At 40.1% G+C, this 17675-nt stretch carries 19 protein-coding genes; 13 read left to right on the top strand and 6 right to left on the bottom strand.

The genetic code is table 11. The annotated features are described in order from the left end of the window. Window positions 1-2: 2 nt before the first annotated feature. Window positions 3-1244, top strand: coding sequence for a hypothetical protein (locus tag ABJH98_RS09705; RefSeq protein WP_348307469.1), 1242 nt, complete (start codon window positions 3-5; stop codon window positions 1242-1244). A 36-nt stretch (window positions 1245-1280) separates the two neighbouring features. On the opposite strand, the gene ABJH98_RS09700 is transcribed toward ABJH98_RS09705, so the two are convergent. The 4 genes from ABJH98_RS09700 to ABJH98_RS09685 all read right to left on the bottom strand — a co-directional run bounded on the left by ABJH98_RS09700 (window position 1281) and on the right by ABJH98_RS09685 (window position 4031). Beyond that, window positions 1281-1736 carry a GNAT family N-acetyltransferase gene (locus tag ABJH98_RS09700; RefSeq protein ID WP_348307468.1) on the bottom strand — a complete coding sequence of 152 codons (456 nt, stop codon included), beginning with the start codon at window positions 1734-1736 and terminating at the stop codon, window positions 1281-1283. 86 nt (window positions 1737-1822) lie between these two features. After that, the gene (locus ABJH98_RS09695; RefSeq protein ID WP_348307467.1) at window positions 1823-2428 is read right to left on the bottom strand and encodes a hypothetical protein; all 606 of its coding nucleotides are present in this window, start codon (window positions 2426-2428) and stop codon (window positions 1823-1825) included. 145 nt (window positions 2429-2573) lie between these two features. Next, window positions 2574-2768: a hypothetical protein gene (locus tag ABJH98_RS09690; protein WP_348307466.1), complete on the bottom strand. Its 195-nt coding sequence runs from the start codon at window positions 2766-2768 to the stop codon at window positions 2574-2576. A gap of 228 nt (window positions 2769-2996) precedes the next feature. Then, window positions 2997-4031 carry a DUF4365 domain-containing protein gene (locus ABJH98_RS09685; protein ID WP_348307465.1) on the bottom strand — a complete coding sequence of 345 codons (1035 nt, stop codon included), beginning with the start codon at window positions 4029-4031 and terminating at the stop codon, window positions 2997-2999. Window positions 4032-4350: 319 nt separating this feature from the next. Here ABJH98_RS09685 and ABJH98_RS09680 point away from each other — a divergent pair, with 319 nt between their 5' ends. Together ABJH98_RS09680 and ABJH98_RS09675 are read left to right on the top strand one after the other, a co-directional pair. Beyond that, window positions 4351-5157 (top strand): DUF2490 domain-containing protein, encoded by an 807-nt coding sequence (locus ABJH98_RS09680; RefSeq protein WP_348307464.1) that lies wholly within the window; start codon window positions 4351-4353, stop codon window positions 5155-5157. Window positions 5158-5262: 105 nt separating this feature from the next. Beyond that, a complete protein-coding gene (locus tag ABJH98_RS09675) occupies window positions 5263-6264 on the top strand; it encodes a DHH family phosphoesterase (protein WP_348307463.1) in 1002 nt (333 codons plus the stop codon). A 152-nt stretch (window positions 6265-6416) separates the two neighbouring features. On the opposite strand, the gene ABJH98_RS09670 is transcribed toward ABJH98_RS09675, so the two are convergent. Next, window positions 6417-6872, bottom strand: coding sequence for an RNA methyltransferase (locus ABJH98_RS09670; protein WP_348307462.1), 456 nt, complete (start codon window positions 6870-6872; stop codon window positions 6417-6419). Window positions 6873-6910: 38 nt separating this feature from the next. Then, a complete protein-coding gene (locus ABJH98_RS09665) occupies window positions 6911-7498 on the bottom strand; it encodes a hypothetical protein (protein ID WP_348307461.1) in 588 nt (195 codons plus the stop codon). A 494-nt stretch (window positions 7499-7992) separates the two neighbouring features. Here ABJH98_RS09665 and ABJH98_RS09660 point away from each other — a divergent pair, with 494 nt between their 5' ends. The 10 genes from ABJH98_RS09660 to ABJH98_RS09615 all read left to right on the top strand — a co-directional run bounded on the left by ABJH98_RS09660 (window position 7993) and on the right by ABJH98_RS09615 (window position 17650). Further along, the gene (locus tag ABJH98_RS09660) at window positions 7993-8823 is read left to right on the top strand and encodes a prephenate dehydratase (protein ID WP_348307460.1); all 831 of its coding nucleotides are present in this window, start codon (window positions 7993-7995) and stop codon (window positions 8821-8823) included. Then, complete coding sequence (locus ABJH98_RS09655; protein ID WP_348307459.1) at window positions 8820-9977, top strand: aminotransferase class I/II-fold pyridoxal phosphate-dependent enzyme; 1158 nt, start codon at window positions 8820-8822, stop codon at window positions 9975-9977. The genes ABJH98_RS09660 and ABJH98_RS09655 overlap by 4 nt, the downstream gene beginning before the upstream one ends. Then, window positions 9917-10864, top strand: a complete 948-nt coding sequence (locus tag ABJH98_RS09650; RefSeq protein WP_348307458.1) for a prephenate dehydrogenase — start codon at window positions 9917-9919, stop codon at window positions 10862-10864. Before ABJH98_RS09655 ends, ABJH98_RS09650 begins: the two co-directional genes overlap by 61 nt. Before the next feature lie 13 nt (window positions 10865-10877). Beyond that, a complete protein-coding gene (locus ABJH98_RS09645; RefSeq protein WP_348307457.1) occupies window positions 10878-11990 on the top strand; it encodes a chorismate mutase in 1113 nt (370 codons plus the stop codon). 160 nt (window positions 11991-12150) lie between these two features. Next, window positions 12151-12516 carry a hypothetical protein gene (locus ABJH98_RS09640; RefSeq protein WP_348307456.1) on the top strand — a complete coding sequence of 122 codons (366 nt, stop codon included), beginning with the start codon at window positions 12151-12153 and terminating at the stop codon, window positions 12514-12516. 127 nt (window positions 12517-12643) lie between these two features. Further along, a complete protein-coding gene (locus ABJH98_RS09635) occupies window positions 12644-13387 on the top strand; it encodes an acyl-ACP thioesterase domain-containing protein (protein ID WP_348307455.1) in 744 nt (247 codons plus the stop codon). 129 nt (window positions 13388-13516) lie between these two features. Beyond that, window positions 13517-14440 carry an ATP-binding cassette domain-containing protein gene (locus ABJH98_RS09630; RefSeq protein ID WP_348307454.1) on the top strand — a complete coding sequence of 308 codons (924 nt, stop codon included), beginning with the start codon at window positions 13517-13519 and terminating at the stop codon, window positions 14438-14440. Window positions 14441-14451: 11 nt separating this feature from the next. Next, window positions 14452-15177: an ABC transporter permease gene (locus ABJH98_RS09625; protein ID WP_348307453.1), complete on the top strand. Its 726-nt coding sequence runs from the start codon at window positions 14452-14454 to the stop codon at window positions 15175-15177. Window positions 15178-15218: 41 nt separating this feature from the next. After that, on the top strand, window positions 15219-16730 hold the full coding sequence (locus tag ABJH98_RS09620) for a Gldg family protein (protein WP_348307452.1): 1512 nt from the start codon (window positions 15219-15221) through the stop codon (window positions 16728-16730). Between the two features lie 11 nt (window positions 16731-16741). Beyond that, entirely contained in the window at window positions 16742-17650 is a 909-nt protein-coding gene (locus tag ABJH98_RS09615; protein ID WP_348307451.1) for a DUF4340 domain-containing protein, read from the top strand. The last annotated feature ends 25 nt before the right edge of the window (window positions 17651-17675 follow it).

The following is a 17675-nucleotide window of genomic DNA, read 5'->3' as shown; positions in this document are numbered from 1 at the left end:
TTTTGTCTAATATCTATCTTGAGCGCTATGCTTATCAACAGACCTATATAGCGGCCGCTGACTATGGTCAACCTGACCTCATTGTGGTGTTGCCTTGTCATAACGAACCTGACGTGCTGACTTCTCTGGAGGCCTTGGAAGCCTGCCAATCACCAGAAGGGTACGTAGCTATCATTGTGGTGATCAATGCTTCGGCAAAAGCCGATCAAGCAATTAAAAAGCACAATGAACAAACATTCGTAGCTTGTCAAAACTGGCAGAAAGCATCTGACAAGAAATACAACTACCATTTCATACTAGAAAATGAGTTGCCCAAAAAACACGCCGGGGTAGGTTTGGCACGAAAGATCGGTATGGACGAAGCCGCTCGAATATTTGAAGCGCAGGAAAAAGATGGTATTTTGCTATGCTTCGATGCGGATAGTATTTGCGAAGCCAATCTACTTGTAGAGGTAGAAAAACTTTTCAAAGATCAGCCGAAAACTCCTGGTTGCAGCATTCATTTCGAACATCCACTCGAAGGAAGCTTAGAGTCAGAAGTCTATGAAGGTATCCTCAACTATGAACTGCACCTGCGCTACTATGTGGACGGATTGAAATACGCGGGTTTCCCTTATGCCTTTCAGACCATTGGGTCGAGTATGGCAGTTCGATCTTCTGCATATCAAAAACAAGGGGGCATGAATCGCCGCAAGGCAGGAGAGGACTTCTACTTCTTGCACAAGATCATTCCCTTGGGGAATTTTAAAGAACTAAACGTTACGAAAATCATCCCATCTCCAAGACGATCGGATCGCGTGCCTTTCGGTACTGGGCGAGCAATTGGAACTTGGTTGGATGAAGGCAAGTCCGAACTGCTCAGCTACGATCCGCAAATTTTCGAGGAACTGAAAGTCTTCTTTTCGTCTGTAAATGGCTTGTATCAGTTGGCTGAAGTGGAGCAAGTTTGGCAAGACTTCTCTAATTCTATTCAGCAGTTTATTCCATTCGAAGAATTCAAAAACCAAATTCAGGAATTTAACTCACAAGCCAATTCTTTAGCCACTTTTCAAAAGCGCTTCTACCAATGGTTTGATGGGTTTAAAGCGTTGAAGTTCGTTCACTTCGCACGTGATGAGTTTTATCCAAACGTACTGATCTCGGATGCAGTAGAATGGTTGTTTGAGACTTTAGGTAAGGACTCCAAGTCTTGGGATTTGAAAAGGAAGCTGGAGGAGCTGAGGAGGGTGGATCGCAAAGTTTAGCTGCTCTAGTGTTCTGGCACCAGAGAGGGTTTATGTTTAGTTGCGTATTGGTCGTTCGAATTGAATTTTTCTAATTCCAAAGTCAGTATCCCATTGCTTTGTTTCCTTAAAACCAAACTTCTTATATAATTCTGTAGCAGGTAAGTTATTTGAGCCAGTTTCAACAATACAAGGCTTGTCGTCAAACTTATTAAAGATGAATTCTAATAACTTTCTTGCTATGCCACGTCTAAAGAATTTCGGATTTACAACCAAGCTATTGATGTCTATGTATGTATCGGTAAATTCAACCTCAATAACTCCTGCTAATTCAGTGTTTTCACGATATCCAAAAAACACATTGTTGCTTGATTGATAGCTTTCACGAGGTCTTTTAAGTGGAGGAAAATCAGACGCATTTAACAGTTCTGCTTCAATAGCATACGACAATTGAAAAACAGTATGTATTTGATCAGAAATTTCAAGTTTATTGTTTTGAAGTTTTTCAATCATCTATTCTCGAAAGTTTGTTCTAATTAAGTTCAAGTACTCCGAACGTCCGTTTGTGGTTTAGTTTGCAATATAGCTGAAACTGTGGTCTACCACAGAGTGCCCGAGAGTGGTTTCACTTGCTCCTTTATTTCAATCAGAGGGTCTGGGTCGATCAGCTCTGGAATATCATCAGGCATCGGAGCATAACTTCCTTCTATGGATCCCATGCATTCTTCTCCAGTGATTTTGTCGATAAAGTAATGTCCGAAGGCCACTTCATTATCGATATGGATTTTATACATCGCCGAATCTTCTACAATGCTGTTGTTGAAGCCCAGCCTTGGCATTCCAAATGCGTTAATGACAAAATCAATTTTCACTTGTTCGTCCTTGGTTGGCTTGTAAAACCGACCCATTCCCCAAATATCAAATGGAGAAATAGTCTGGTTTGTGAGGTCTACTTCAAAATCAAAGTCCAAATTATCTTCCTTTTTGTCTAAGGGTGTAAACCGGAGGATACGCCTGAATTTGACTACTGTTTTTTTTGTATTGGCCCAGGCTGTGATTTCGTAGTTCTTGGCATCGAAAATGAAATCAGGGTATTTGGTCTCCAGTAATTGATGAGCCCGTTTAACCAACGAGTCTTTGCTAAGGTCTTTAATATTTGAATTGGTGCTGTCCATGTTTTGAGCCCATGCAATTGAATGGATCATGAATATAATAAGGACTAGACTAATCTTTTTCAATTGATGAAATCTGGTAAAATAGATGAATGGCTAATGTACTTTTTTTCGTTGAATATTTCTTTATTGACTCTAGCTGGTGCGAGCTTGTAGCTCGTACCTACACCCATCTTGCTCATAGATAATCAATCTCCATAAGCCCTTTACCACCAGCATAATCTATGGCACTACTGTATTTCCAATGCTCTGGTTCAATCACAAAACCAGCTTCTACGGGATTATTGTGTATATAATCTACTTTCTGATCTATCACTTTTGAACTCCACAGCTCGATGGGCTTATTATGTTGCTGCCAAAACTGTCTAAACATTGGGCTATCAAATCAAAGTATTGATCGCGTACAAACACATCAACCCAATAAACAGTAGCAAAACTGATGAAGTACAACCCCTCTGGGTTATGAAATTTATATTTCCTACTCATTACCTAATTCTAAATGATCCAGTTTAATTCAAGTATACTGCGGTCTAATTTGTGCAGCGTATGACACAAGCTACAAGCTTACGCCAGCGGGGAGATAGGTAATGTTATATGGCTTTTAGTCTAGTATTTTTGATAACTGATCAGTGAAATCTTCACTCATTTTTTTAGCCACTTTGAACTCGTTAAGAATTTCATTTATTGTTGAGGTGAATTTTATTTTAGCTTTTTTTAGGTGTGAGTATTTGGAAGGTAAACCAGAAACTTCATTTCTCATAAATTTCATTCCTTCGATTGCTTCATTCATTGCATCTGGCAAACCAATCATTGTATCATGCGATTCTTGAATGGCTTTATAATCCTGTGAGATGTCAAAGTAAATCATTGCCAGTTTTTCGTATGCTCTTATTCCTTCAGAAAAATAGTCTGCAAAAACGTCAATTTCTTCATCCAATTTTCTTGCAATTGAAGTTAAAAGTTCAGCGTAGTTTTTTGTTGCCTTTTTAACTCTTGAATCATTGTCTAGGTAGCCAAGTTCCACATAACCATTGATTTTGGTTGTCATTTTACTTGTTTCTGCACCAAGGTTTTCAACAATTTCATTCATCCTCCATGTGGACGATTCAGATTCACCTATGGAGTTGGCAGAGCTTAAAATAAAATCCATTTCTTCATCAGAAACTTCTCCGTCAATAAATTCTTGTGTAAAAACATCTTGATTGTCACTATTTACTATTGAGGCTAGCTCTGGAAGAGATTCTTGTTGCAGCAGTTTGTTTTTTGGAATGTTGATTTTCCATTTTTTATCGGTAGGTTTTAAGTTTTGCTCATTGATCAGTTCCCATAATGTTTCGTTGGAGTCAGGAATATGCGCAACAAGTATTATTGGAAGATCAAGATTCAACCAATAATGATAATGGACCTTTGATACATATAATGTGAGATGTTTTTCTGAGACGTTAAAATTGCCCAGACCTGTTTTGATTTGAGCTGCTAGAAATTTGCCAGTTGGATTCCCTTCGATTGCTTCCTCAAGTAAAGCATCTATTCCTACATCTACTAGTGGTTGCTCCCTAAATATCCAGTCTAATTCTTTTGAAACTAAATGTCCTACGGCATATACTCCAATTCTATCTGTATTATTCACTCTCATTTAGTGTATGCCAGATAACGTAGTGATATGTGGACAAAGGTCTCTATATATGTATTACACATTTATTTAAACGTTTAATAATACGCTTTCTCAGAAGTGCTGTGGTCAGGCTTGTATGCCGACAGGCATGGCCAATCTCGCGATGGTCAAGGCCTAGCTGCTAGGCAGGCCATGAACAAGAATACAGAATCTAGTAGAAGTTTGCAAGGGAATAAATAGGGCAGGGCAGACGTAAATCAAAGATTGCTTTTATTCTATTAAAATATTCCTTTAATTACTTGAAATAATTCAACTACCAGTTCAACTCTCTACAATTCGCATGAGTCATTTTCGTGTAATGATCTGGCTTACACTCTTTTGTGTAGGCTTTGGCTATTGTGCCTCAGCACAATCCTTGTCCTATAACCCTCCACCGGAAAAAACAAAAGTGCAAAGCACAGGTGTGTGGTTCGGTCTCTATACCAAATATCATTTCAATGACAAATGGGCGTATTATGGGGAGTACCACATCCGTAGGAGAAATGGTTTCAAAGACATGGCGCAACTCTATCTGAGATTTGGCGTCACGTACACGTTGGCAAAGTATGCAGATTTGACCGTGGGAATTGTGAATCCCTACTACTGGGCACCCGATCAGGACGACCCCAATCTGGATAATGTAGTGCCTCAGTTTAGGACGTGGGAGCAGTTGGTATTTGCCACGCCATTTGATCATATCAAACTGTATCATCAGCTGCGGTTCGAGCAGCGGTACAAAAGAGGGTACGAGAAAGGCTCTAGTTTCAAACTGACGCATCGGTTCAGGTATAAGATCACTTTGTACGTGCCACTGAATAAACCAGCTTTTGAAAATCATACCTTATTTCTGAGTTTTTATCAGGAGATCTTCATTCAGGCTGGAGAGAGTGTGATCTACAATCATTTGGAGGACAGTAGAACCTATGCTGGGTTAGGTTATAATCTCAGCGAGCAGTTGCAAGTCCAGGCTGGCTATATGTATTCTTTTCGCCATTTTGGGGCGCCTCATGTCTATGAGCATCGCAGTATCTTTCGACTGAGTTTGTACCATCATTTGGATTTTCACCTCGACAAACACCGCGAGAAAAGGGATATTCCTATTCATTAATGGTTCGGAGGCTTGTTGATCATGTCAACAAGGATGGAAAAAGTCTAAAGATTGATGTCGACTTCTGTATTTTCGCGATCTCATATTTAGATAGATCCTATTTCCATGAATATATACGAACAGATTGTATCCGAAATTCGCTCCGCCAAGCATATTGTGATTACTTCTCATAAGTCGCCGGATGGAGACTCGATTGGGAGTTCACTAGGCTTGCTAAGATTTATCGAAAAACTTGGACATTCGGCAGTGGTTTGTCACCCGGATGGGGCACCCGATTTTTTGGAGTGGGTGGGTCTTGATCCTATATTGCTTATGACGGATCAACCAGCCGAAGTGACGAATGCTTTTGAGAAAGCCGATTTGATTTTTTGTTTGGATTACAATGGTACCGATCGCATCGGGCCAGATATGCAAGCTTTGTTGGAAGCGGCTACCTGTAAGAAAATAATGATTGATCATCACCTGCATCCGCAGGATTTTGCTACGCTGATGGTGTCAGAGACTTCGTCGTCCTCTACTGCTCAGCTTATAGCAGAATTGGTGATGCAGTCAGGGCATGAAGAGCTACTGGATGCACACATCGGAACGCCACTATACCTTGGTATACTGACTGATACGGGTAGTTTTAGATTTCCAGCGGTACAGCCACGCACCCATGAGCTGATCGCTAATTTACTGGCGGAAGGAGTGGAGCATCATCTGATTCACGAAGCACTCAATGACAATAATACGGCCAGCCGATTGCGCTTGCAGGGATTTGCTATGGCAGAGAAACTGGAGATATTGGAGGATTATAAAGTCGCACTTATTCCGCTTACGAAAGAGGAGCTGGCCAAATACAATTATAAAAAAGGAGATACGGACAGTTTGGCCAATCTGGCTTTGTCTATCAAAGGCATGAAAGCGGCGATCTTGATGTCTGAAAAAGACGGCATCGTCAAGCTATCTTTCCGATCCAAAGGTGATGATAATCCAGTCAACACCTTAGCAGCAGAACATTTTGACGGTGGTGGACATGCCAACGCCGCTGGTGGCATGAGTAAGGCTTCTGTAGAAGAAGTAGTAGAGCAACTAAAGCAAGTGATTCCGGACTACTTTTCGAAGTAAATTGGAGCCATTTCGACCATAGACTTTTCACCGAAGGGGAGAAACCTCAATAGCATTGGATATGGTAATGAGGTTTCTCCTTTCGTCGAAAGGACAATAAAGTTATGAAACGGAAGATGTTGGTTCATTTTTTACTCAGTTGAGTTTCCGCCCTAGTTACTCTTTAAATTCCGATCATACATCACTATACTACCGGCTACGGCTACATTGATGCTTAGGGTAGTACTGAATTTCACCAAATGATGAGATTTTTCTATGGCTCGTTTGGGTAGACCATGGTCTTCAGCGCCTAGGAGATAGACACAGTTTTTTGGGTGTTCGAAAGTCTCCAATGGTATCGCTCGGTCGTCCAATTCTACGCCTACCAGCATCGCGCCTTTGGGTAGCTGCTCGTAAAACTCCTCGAAGTCTTTGTAATGAAAATAGGGCATGGCGCCCGTCGCTTTATGCGTATCACTGGCTTGCTTCGCATAGCGCTTGCCAATGGTGAAGATATAGCTGGCTCCCATATTTTGAGCCGATCGCCAGAGTACACCTAGATTTTCAGGGGTTTTTCCGTTTTGTATTCCTATGCCAAAATAGCCTTGTTTTAAATTATCAACTATCATTTGTTAACCGATCAATTGTCCACCTTCAAATAGTTAAACTACTCCGTTTTCTTCTCTAACTCTCCCCGGAGATAAAGATTATATTCATCACATGTGAGCTTGCCGGATAAACCAGAGTAGGGGCAGGTTTGATAAACTGCGCCGAACTTCCCAGGGGTGATGAGTACACCGGTGCCATTGCAGATGGGGCAGTGCATATATTCAGATGGGCAATCGAAATATTGTTGTTCGGTCAGTTGTTTTTGCGTTCGGCCTATTTCATTTTCTCTTTGTTTGCGAAAGCCTTCATTCGCTAGCTCAAGATATTCTCTTACCTCGTCATTGTATTGACCCGTATTGCCTTTGAGTTCTACGTACTTATTCAACCAGTTAATCGCCTGTTTGTATTTACCCAGATGATAGGAGTTTCTGCCAAAGTAATAGGTAAGATTACTCGGGAGCTTCGTCATCTTGCTTAGGGCATCTTTAAAAAACTGGTCCGCAGCTTCGTAGTAGCCAGACTCCATGGCTTCCACCCCACGGTCCATGCTGGTAAGTGCTTCCCGTTTGATGATGCCTTGTGCATAGGAAGCTTGTCCAATGAAGGTGAATAGGATTATTACAAAGAGTGTCTTTAGTGGAGACATATATTTAATTCAATTAGCTAATAACTGTTGACGTCATACCCCAATTCTAGTTTGCTGATAAGCAGGTATTCAAGGTATCCGCATTGGTAAGGTTCGTCTAATTCTCACAGATTACCTGGATAGACCAGGTAATGATGAAGTATAAAGTCTTTTGTACCAAATGCGCCGTTGTTCAATAAAGTTGCAAATTAGATCAACTCTTCAGTTTTTGATAGAATAATTGCAAAATATGATAGTGTTTTCTTGAATAATTGAAAATGTGCTATTTTTTTCTTGTTTATGTTTTGATATTAAAAATTAGATGAGCACATTTGACTCGTTAAATAACAAGATGAACAACACAAGAACATTTTTCTGGAACTATTATTATTTTTATTTCTATGCGATAGCAAAGGGGTTGAGAGAATAGTTCTTTAGTGTTTTTGAAGAAATATAGCAAAGCCCCGAAATTATTCGGGGCTTTTTTTTTACCAAAAATTGAATTAGACAAACAAATGGAAATAGGCATACAAGGGGTAGAGGGATCATTTCACAACGAAGCAGCGAGTTCGTACTTCGTAGATAAGGAGATTGCGATCCAGCCATTTCATGACTTTAGGTCATTGGCAAAATCTATTCGAGCCAAAAATATGGATTATGGTGTAATGGCTATTGAAAATACCATTGCTGGTACGATTCTGCCAAACTATGCTTTGATCAATGAATACGATCTCAAAATCACAGGAGAAATCTACACGAGAATCGAAATGAACCTGATTGCGCACAAAGGCAAGAAAGCTACTGATCTCGATCAAGTGTTTTCACACCCGATGGCCTTATTACAGTGTGCAGATTACTTGGCCAACTATCCTCAGATCAAATTGTCTGAATATGACGATACGGCGGATAGCGTGAAAATGATCCGTGATAAGCAACTAGAAAATGCTGGAGCCATTGCTAGCAAAAAAGCCGCTGAGATTTTTGGAATGGATATCGTGGACAGCAATATCGAAACCAACAAAAAGAATTACACGAGGTTCTTGATCATAAAAAGCCGAATGAATGGTCATGATCAAATCCCGCAAAAAGCTTCGCTTCGAGTAATCACGAAGCACGATCCTGGCGCATTAGCGGATGTGTTGTTGATCTTTAAGCTCAATGGAATCAACATGACTAAAATTCAGTCTATGCCTATATTAGGTAAGCCGTATCAGTACGCATTCAATATTGATGTAGTATGGGAAGATTATGATAATTACAAAGATGCCTTGCACGCGTTGAGCACAAAAGCTGAACTCGTGAAGGTGCATGGAGAATATAAAAAAGGAAATATACCAACGGTATGATAGAAGTAGCAAACAGAATTGCAGAAGTAAAAGAATATTACTTCTCAAAAAAGCTCGACGAGATCAGGGAGATGAATAGTCGAGGGTGTGATGTACTCAACTTAGGTATTGGTAGTCCTGATTTGCCACCTGCCAAGCAGGTAACGGACAAATTGGTGCACAGTGCTAGTCAAGCGAATACGCATGCCTATCAATCGTATCGATCGATCCCTGAGTTAAGAGATGCTATTGCTGGTTTCTACAGACGTCACTACAATGTGAATTTGAATAGCACAACAGAGATACTTCCGTTGTTGGGTTCAAAGGAAGGGGTGATGTACATCTCCATGGCTTTTTTAAATCCCGGAGATACGGTGTTGATCCCGAACCCTGGTTACCCTGCTTACAAGACGGCTGCTGACATGATGGGAGCCAAAGCGGTAACTTTTGATCTAACGGAAGAGAACAACTGGTTTCCCGATTTAGACAATCTGGATGCAGAGGTTTTGGCTTCCGCCAAAATGATGTGGGTGAACTACCCCAATATGCCAACCGGGCAAAAGGCTACAGCTGAGTTGTATGAGCAATTGGCTGCTTTCGCTCAAACGCATAATATCCTGGTGGTGAATGACAACCCATACAGTTTCATTCTTAATGAAAACCCAATGAGTTTGCTTTCTGCTCCGGCAGCTAAAGAGAACTGTCTGGAGCTTAACTCTATGAGTAAGGCATTTAATATGGCAGGGTGGAGAGTAGGAATGGTTTGCGGAAGAGAAGAATATGTAAATGCCATTTTGAGAGTGAAATCCAATGTGGACTCAGGTATGTTTAAACCAGTGCAGGAAGCTTCTGTGGAAGCCTTGAACTTACCTGATTCTTGGTTTGAAGATGTAAACTTAGAATACGCTCAAAGAAGAAAATTAGCTGAGAGAATTTTAGACATACTAGGATGTAGTTATGATAGTAAACAATCTGGGATGTTCATGTGGGCTAAGATTCCTAAAGGAAGAAAAAGCGAAGAGTTTATAGAAGAAATATTACAAGAGCGATTTGTGTTCATTACTCCAGGAACCATATTTGGATCCAATGGAGAAGGATACATCAGAATCTCACTTTGCTCAAACAAAGAAATGTTCAACACAGCCATCGAACGGCTGGAAATGGTAAAGGCATGATCGTATCTATCATTGGATTGGGATTGATCGGTGGGTCAGTAGCGCTCAAGCTCAAAAAGAGTGGTTTTGCCACTCAGGTCATGGGCGTAGATGTGAATGACGAGCATGCGGAGAAAGCCAAAGCATTAGGTTTGGTGGATGATACCTTGGTGTTGCCAAAGGCATTGGCTATTTCGGATTTGGTAATTCTGGCAATTCCTGTGGACTCTATCAGAAAACTTTTGCCAAGCGTATTGGATCGCATCGAAGATGGAACCACAGTGATTGATTTGGGTTCAACCAAAGCTGGCATTTGCGGTGCGGTATTGGGTCATCCAAACCGAAAAAATTTCGTAGCGGCTCACCCGATTGCTGGTACGGAGAACTCTGGTCCGGAAGCGGCTTTTGATTCTCTGTTCGATGGTAAGACTGGTATTCTTTGCGATCGAGAAGAAAGTCAGGAATCATCGTTCCAATTGGCGAAAGCGTGCCTGGAGGCGTTAGATATGCATGTGGTGGAGATGGACAGTAAGTCGCATGATTTACACATAGCCTATGTATCACATTTGTCTCACATCAGTTCGTTTGTGTTGGGACAGACCGTATTGGAAATTGAGAAAGACGAAGCCACCATTTTCAATATGGCGGGCAGTGGATTTGAATCTACCGTTCGTTTGGCTAAGAGTTCTCCAAAGATGTGGGGACCGATTTTCAAACAGAATCAAAAACACATTTCAGACTCCTTGGGAGCATACATAGAAAATTTACAAGCATTCAAAAATATGATCGATAAAGGGCAAGAAGAAGCCATGATGGATTGTATGGAGAATGCGAATGAGATCCGTCGCGTATTAGATGGGATCAATGATAAATCAAAAGAAAGAGAAAAACTGAATCAAATTATTTAGAGTATACATAGACATGGACGTAAAATTAACTTTATCCCCACTAGAAAACTGGATCGAAGGACTCGACCAGCCCCTAGTGATATCTGGACCTTGTAGTGCAGAAAGCGAAGAGCAAGTGTTGGAGACTGCGAGACAGCTCAAAGCACACACTAATATCAAAGTTTTGAGAGCAGGAATCTGGAAGCCTAGAACCAGACCAGGTGCTTTTGAAGGTATTGGTGTAGTAGGATTGAAATGGTTGAAGAAAGCCAAAGAGGAAACTGGATTATTAACAGCCGTTGAAGTAGCTACTGCTGAGCATGTGGAGTTGGCGTTGAAGTTTGGCGTGGATATCCTATGGGTAGGAGCACGAACAACAGTGAATCCATTTGCAGTACAAGAAGTGGCTGATGCTTTGAGAGGTTATGACGTTCCGGTATTGGTAAAGAACCCGATCAATCCAGATCTACAATTGTGGATTGGAGCTCTAGAAAGAATCAACCAGGCAGGCATCACTAAGCTGGGTGGTATTCACAGAGGCTTCTCTCCAATGAGCGGTTCGCAATACAGAAATGATCCATCTTGGGAGATTCCGATCGAATTGAAAAGAATAGTACCTGAACTCCCAATGGTTTGTGATCCTAGTCACATTGCGGGTAATAGAACTTTGATTGAGCCGATCTCACAAAAAGCATTTGATCTACAAATGAACGGCATTATGATCGAGTCTCATATCGATCCAGATAATGCACTGAGTGATGCGAAGCAGCAGATTACACCAAAAACATTGGCTGGCATTTTAGATCGTCTGATCATCAGAGAACCGGCTACTGAAAATGTGGATTTTGAGTTGAGATTGAAAGAGCTACGTTCTAAAATTGATAAGATCGATAGTGAGCTATTAGAAGTAATGGGCGCGAGAATGCAAGTAGCAGAAGAAATTGCACTACATAAGAAGGAGCATAACATTACCATTCTTCAAGTCAACAGATATGAAGAGATCATGAATGATCGAATTCAGAAAGGAAAAAGTGTCTTATTGAAAGAAGATTTTGTAAAGCATTTGTATGAATTGATCCATGACAATTCAATCAAGCGCCAGACTGAAATTATGAATACAGAAAAGGCAGCTGGGGAAACAGCCTAAGGATTTTCTAACTCAGATTAGAGCCGAATCGCCGTTGTGTGATTCGGCTTTTTTTATGATTTAAAAATCAATCTTGAAATAATTCAAATATCCTACAGGTCTCCTTTGAATTAAAAATCAATTGACATAGATTTGCACCTCGAAAATTAATAGCAGAACAATGGCTGTAACAAGATTAAAAAGAAAAGGAAGAAGAAATAAAGTGGTTGCGAAGACTAAAGTGGCTACAATCCAAAGATTGCGCGCTACGCCTGTCATCAAGCAAGTAGATGTTGAACAAATAAAAGAGGAGTTCAAAACTGCTGCTAAAGCACCTAAAGCTGCTGCTAAAAAAGAAGAAGCTCCTAAGGATGCTGTAGTAGAGGCTCCAGCAAAGAAGGCTGCTCCTAAGAAAAAAGCTGCTGCTCCTAAAAAGGATGCTGAAGCTAAAGAAGAGAAAAAGCCTGCAGCGAAGAAAACTGCTGCTAAGAAGCCAGCTGCTAAAAAAGCTGCCGCTAAGAAAAAGGAAGACAAAGAAGAAAAATAATAAGCATCAAGCTTACACTCAAAAAACCATTCTGATAGCTATCGGAATGGTTTTTTTATGACCAATTTTGAATACATATGATCAGTCAAATCATTAATTTTTAAATTCATAGTTCAACCCAACCCAAATGGACGATTCTATTTATTTCCACCATCTTCAAGTTTCTTCAAAAGACTGCACCAAACTTAAAACCATCAAATTGCCCAACTTGTTGGATCATATGCAAGAAGCAGCTTGGTCTAACGCCACCAAATTGGGTTTCTCGACTATCGACTTGATGGAAAACAACATTACTTGGGTGATGAACAGAATGAGACTGGAGATTATTCGATTGCCTAAACATAAAGAGAAAATCAAAGTCGAAACTTGGCCAGCTGATATGGATAAGTATTTTACCAAACGCGATTTTAGGGTTTGGAGTCTCGATGGAGATCTACTTGTTGAAGCCACTTCAAACTGGCTGGTGATGGATATCAACCAAAGAAAACTAATAGCCATTCCAGAATACATTAAAGAAGCCAATTTTGTCGTAGACAGGAATAATGTAGCTCCCATATTCGATAAGGTCAAATACGATACAAACCGAACCCAGCGATCCAGAGACATTCAAGTGTCTTGGTTTGATATCGATATCAACGATCATGTAAACAATATCAAGTATTATCAATGGGTACTTGATAGTCTAGGAGGCGAGTATTTAGATAATCATAGTCTGAGAAAAATTGATATTACTTTCAAACACGAAGGTAAATATGGTGATGCGTTTGTTTCAAAAACTTACTTCGATCAGGAATCAAATACCTGGTTGCATGCTTTGGATCATTCCCAGACTGGCGTATCGCATGTAATAGCAAAAAGTTGGTTTGAATAATTTAGAAGTGATTTAATAACGCTTAACATTATTTAACAACATCTATTTTTCAATTCTTGAAATAATTCGATTCGATTTTTATACTTGCAGGATCAATAAAAAAATATTGAATTAAATCAGTTTAAGTACATGTCGATAGTTATTGAAAATCTGACCAAGAAGTACGGAGAACAAAAAGCAGTTAACAATATCTCGTTTGAAGTGAAAACGGGTGAAGTGGTGGGGTTTTTAGGACCAAACGGTGCTGGGAAAAGTACCACCATGAAAATGATCACTTGCTTTATGTCTCCGAGTTCTGGAGATGTACGATTGGACAACTTGTCTATTCTTGATCAACCAGAAGAAGTAAAGAAAAAGATTGGCTACTTGCCAGAAAACAATCCACTTTATTCGGATATGCCAATTGTAGAGTATCTCCGATTCGCTGCTGAAATACAGGGAGTGGAGAAATCTAAAATCTCATCAAGAATCGCAGAAATGATTGCGATGTGTGGATTGGATCTGGAAAAACACAAAAAAATCAATGAGCTATCTAAAGGATATCGGCAAAGGGTAGGGTTGGCACAAGCCATGATCCATGATCCCGAAGTGTTGATTTTAGATGAGCCCACTACCGGACTTGATCCTAATCAAATTATCGAGATTAGAAAACTAATCAAGAAGCTCGGTAAAGAAAAAACTGTAATTCTCAGTTCTCATATTCTTTCAGAAGTCGAAGCCACTTGTGATCGAATCTTGATTATCAACAGAGGCAGAATTGTCGCTGATGGTTCGTCTGAGACTCTGCGAAAGCAATCTCAAGGGCAGGAGTTGCTTCATGTGAGCATAGAAGCTGCAGACGAAGAGGTAAAGAAGGAATTGCTAGGATTAGCAACTGTAGAAACAGTAACACCTGTCGATGGTAAATCTGGATTGTTTACCGTACAAAGCAAACCTGAAAAGGAATCTAGAAAAGTCATATTCGACCTTTGCGTCAGCAAAAAATGGTACCTCACCGAACTTAGGGGAATAGAAACCCAATTGGAGGATGTATTTAGAGATTTAACAAACTAAAAACACAGAAAATGAACAAAATTTGGATTATCACCAGAAGAGAACTAGCCTCATTTTTTGACTCCTTGATTGCCTATGTAGTCATCATTATGTTTTTGGGGTTCACAGGGTTTTTTACCTGGTTGACGGGTAATAATATCTTTTTGATGGGGCAAGCCAACTTGCAAGTCTTCTTTCAGATTGGATTCTGGACGTTGTTTTTCTTTATTCCAGCATTGACAATGAAGATGTTGGCGGAAGAAACGAGATCTGGCACCATCGAATTATTAAGTACCAAAGCCATTTCTGACTGGGAAATTGTAACCGGCAAATTCTTGGCTTGTTTGCTATTGGTTGTCATCGCTTTGACTTGTACAATTCCATATTATGTGACCGTCAGTCAGTTGGGCTCTATAGACCATGGCGCCATGATTGGGGGCTATTTGGGATTGTTGCTGCTGTCTGCGGGATATATTAGTATAGGACTGTTTGCTAGTTCTATTACCAACAATCAAATTGTGGCTTTTCTGATTGCTTTATTGATTGGGATATTCTTTCATCTACTCTTCGATATTATGGGTTTTACACTTCGAGGAACAATAGGCAATGTGTTGAACTATCTAAGTATGAGAACACATTTCGATTCCTTGTCGCGAGGCGTTTTAGACAGTCGAGATCTGATTTATTTCTTTTCTGTGATTGGCATCGGGTTGACATTCGCACAAGCCATGCTGTCTAAGCGTAATTGGCAATCATAAATCTCAAAGAAGGGACTTAAAAAGTATAAAGAACTAAAAACATGAAGAGAAATACTGTAATAATCAGATTGATGGTGTTTGCACTCATTTTAGTAGTGGTAAACATGATTTCTTCTAAGCTATATTTTCGATTGGATTTCACGGAAGATCAGAGATACACCTTGAGTAAAGCTACTGATGATATACTCACCAATTTGGATGATGTTATCACAGTAAAAGCCTACTTTTCAGAGGATCTACCCACGCAATTGATAAGTAATCGTCAAGATTTTGAGGATTTGCTTTTGGAGTATGAAAATAGGAGTGGAGGAAATATTGTATATGAATTCATTAGTCCAAATGAAGACGAAACGCTGGAAGCTGAAGCACAGCAACACGGAATTCAGCCTATCATAATTAATGTGTCGGAAAAGGATCAAGTGCAGCAATTGAAGGCATACATGGGTGCTGTATTGATGATGGGAGACCAAAAGGAGATCATTCCGGTCGTACAACCAGGAGTTGACATGGAATATGGTTTGACTACTTCGATTAAAAAACTTTCTGTGACGGATAAGCCAAAAGTGGCCTTATTGCAAGGACATGGCGAGCCGTCACTGCAAGAAGTGTCACAACTGGCTCAGCAGCTTTCGGTACTTTATGAAATTGAGACAATAGATTTGTCTGAAAAGACCGAAGTGCCGTCCTATGTGAGGACGCTGGCAATCATCAATCCTAGCGACACTATTTCTGCTGTTGAGTTTTCAAGAATTGACGACTTCATGAGCAATGGCGGTGCGGTGTTTATTGCTTATTCCAATATGAATGGGAACCTTCAACAAGGCTATTTAAGCAAAGGAAATGATATAGGACTGGAAGGTTGGTTGAGAAATAAACAGGTGAATTTGGGAAGTCAATTTGTAGTGGACGCACAAAGTGGTTCGGTAAGTGTGCAGCAAAATAATGGTGTATTTACGTATCGTTCGCAGTTAAAATTCCCGTATTTTCCAATGATCAATGATTTTCCAGAACATGCTACGACAAATGGTTTGGAAACAATCATGCTTCCATTTGTAAGTGCGATCAATTATACGGGCAATGATTCTACCATTAGGTATAATCCATTAATGTTGACTTCTGAAATGTCTGGACTGGCACCTACGCCATCAGGTGTGGATATTCAAAAAAGGTGGAATGAAAATGATTTCCGGGAAGGTACACAAACTTTAGCTGTGGCTCTGGAAGGTGCGCTAGTAGGTAATCAAGAATCAAAATTAATCTTGGTCTCTAATGGCCAGTTTATTATCAATGGAAATCCACCGCAGCAGATCAGTGAGGATAATGTTAACTTCGCATCCAATGCGATTGACTGGTTGTCTGACGATACTGGATTGATTGACTTGAGAACAAAAGGAATTACCAATAGACCTTTAGATACTGTAGAAGATAGCACGCGTGAAATGCTGAAATATGGCAACGTAGCGATCCCAATATTGCTTGTGTTTATCTATGCATTCGTACGAAGGCAACGGTATATGAGTAAGAAACAACGATGGATGGAAGGCAACTTTTAATCAGCTAAAAAATGAAAAAACTATCTAATGTTAAATTAATTGGTGTATTAATCGCACTCTGTTTGATATACTTTGTGGTAGACTTTACCGGAAGTAAAAACAAAAGTAAATCGCTAAGAACGGAGCTAGTAACAATTGATACAGCGAAAGTCACACAGATCAAAATCGAAGCACCTGGCGACAAGGTAGTACTGCTAGATAAGGTGAAAGGGGAATGGGAAATTACGTTGGAAAACGATAAAAAAGTGGTCGCTAGTGCAAGTGCGGTGGATAATGCGTTATTTGCTTTGTTGAGCATATCGCCTTCTCGTATGGCAACAAAATCTGAAGCCAAATGGAAAGATTATCAAGTGGATTCTACTGGAACGCGAGTAAGAATTTATGAAGGGAGCGACCTTACTCTGGATTTGGTTATTGGCAGATTTGGTTCCGAAGGACAGCGTTCGTTCTATACCTTCGTTCGTTTGTTTAGTGATGAAGAAGTATATGTGGCTAAGGATTTCATGGGATTTTCTGTTTCTTCAGATCCATCGGCTTATCGTGATCAGGTTCTAGCTAGAATCAAGAAAGATTCTGTAGCAGCCATTACGTTCAATTATCCAATGGATTCTTCATTTAAGTTGCACAGAGTAGGAGATGTTTGGCAAGCTAATGGCGAGCCTGCTGATTCTGTCGCTGTGGCAAAGTACATGAACGGTCTGGGTTATGTGAATGGTAAAGAATTTATGGATGAAGAAAAGCAGTTGGGCGTTCCTGTTATCTCTGCTGCAATAGACATGAATAATGGTCAAACGGTTTTATTTGACGGATATCAAAAAAATAATGAGTGGGTATTTCACTCGTCAAATAATGAAAGTGGTTACTTCAAAGATGAGTCCATTATGGATAAAGTCTTTGTTGGAATCAATGAGTTGAAGTAACATAAGTAATACAACATAAAGCGAG

Source organism: Reichenbachiella sp. (genome assembly GCF_039969095.1).
Classification (GTDB): domain Bacteria; phylum Bacteroidota; class Bacteroidia; order Cytophagales; family Cyclobacteriaceae; genus Reichenbachiella.
This window is presented reverse-complemented; position numbering and strand designations above follow the sequence as displayed.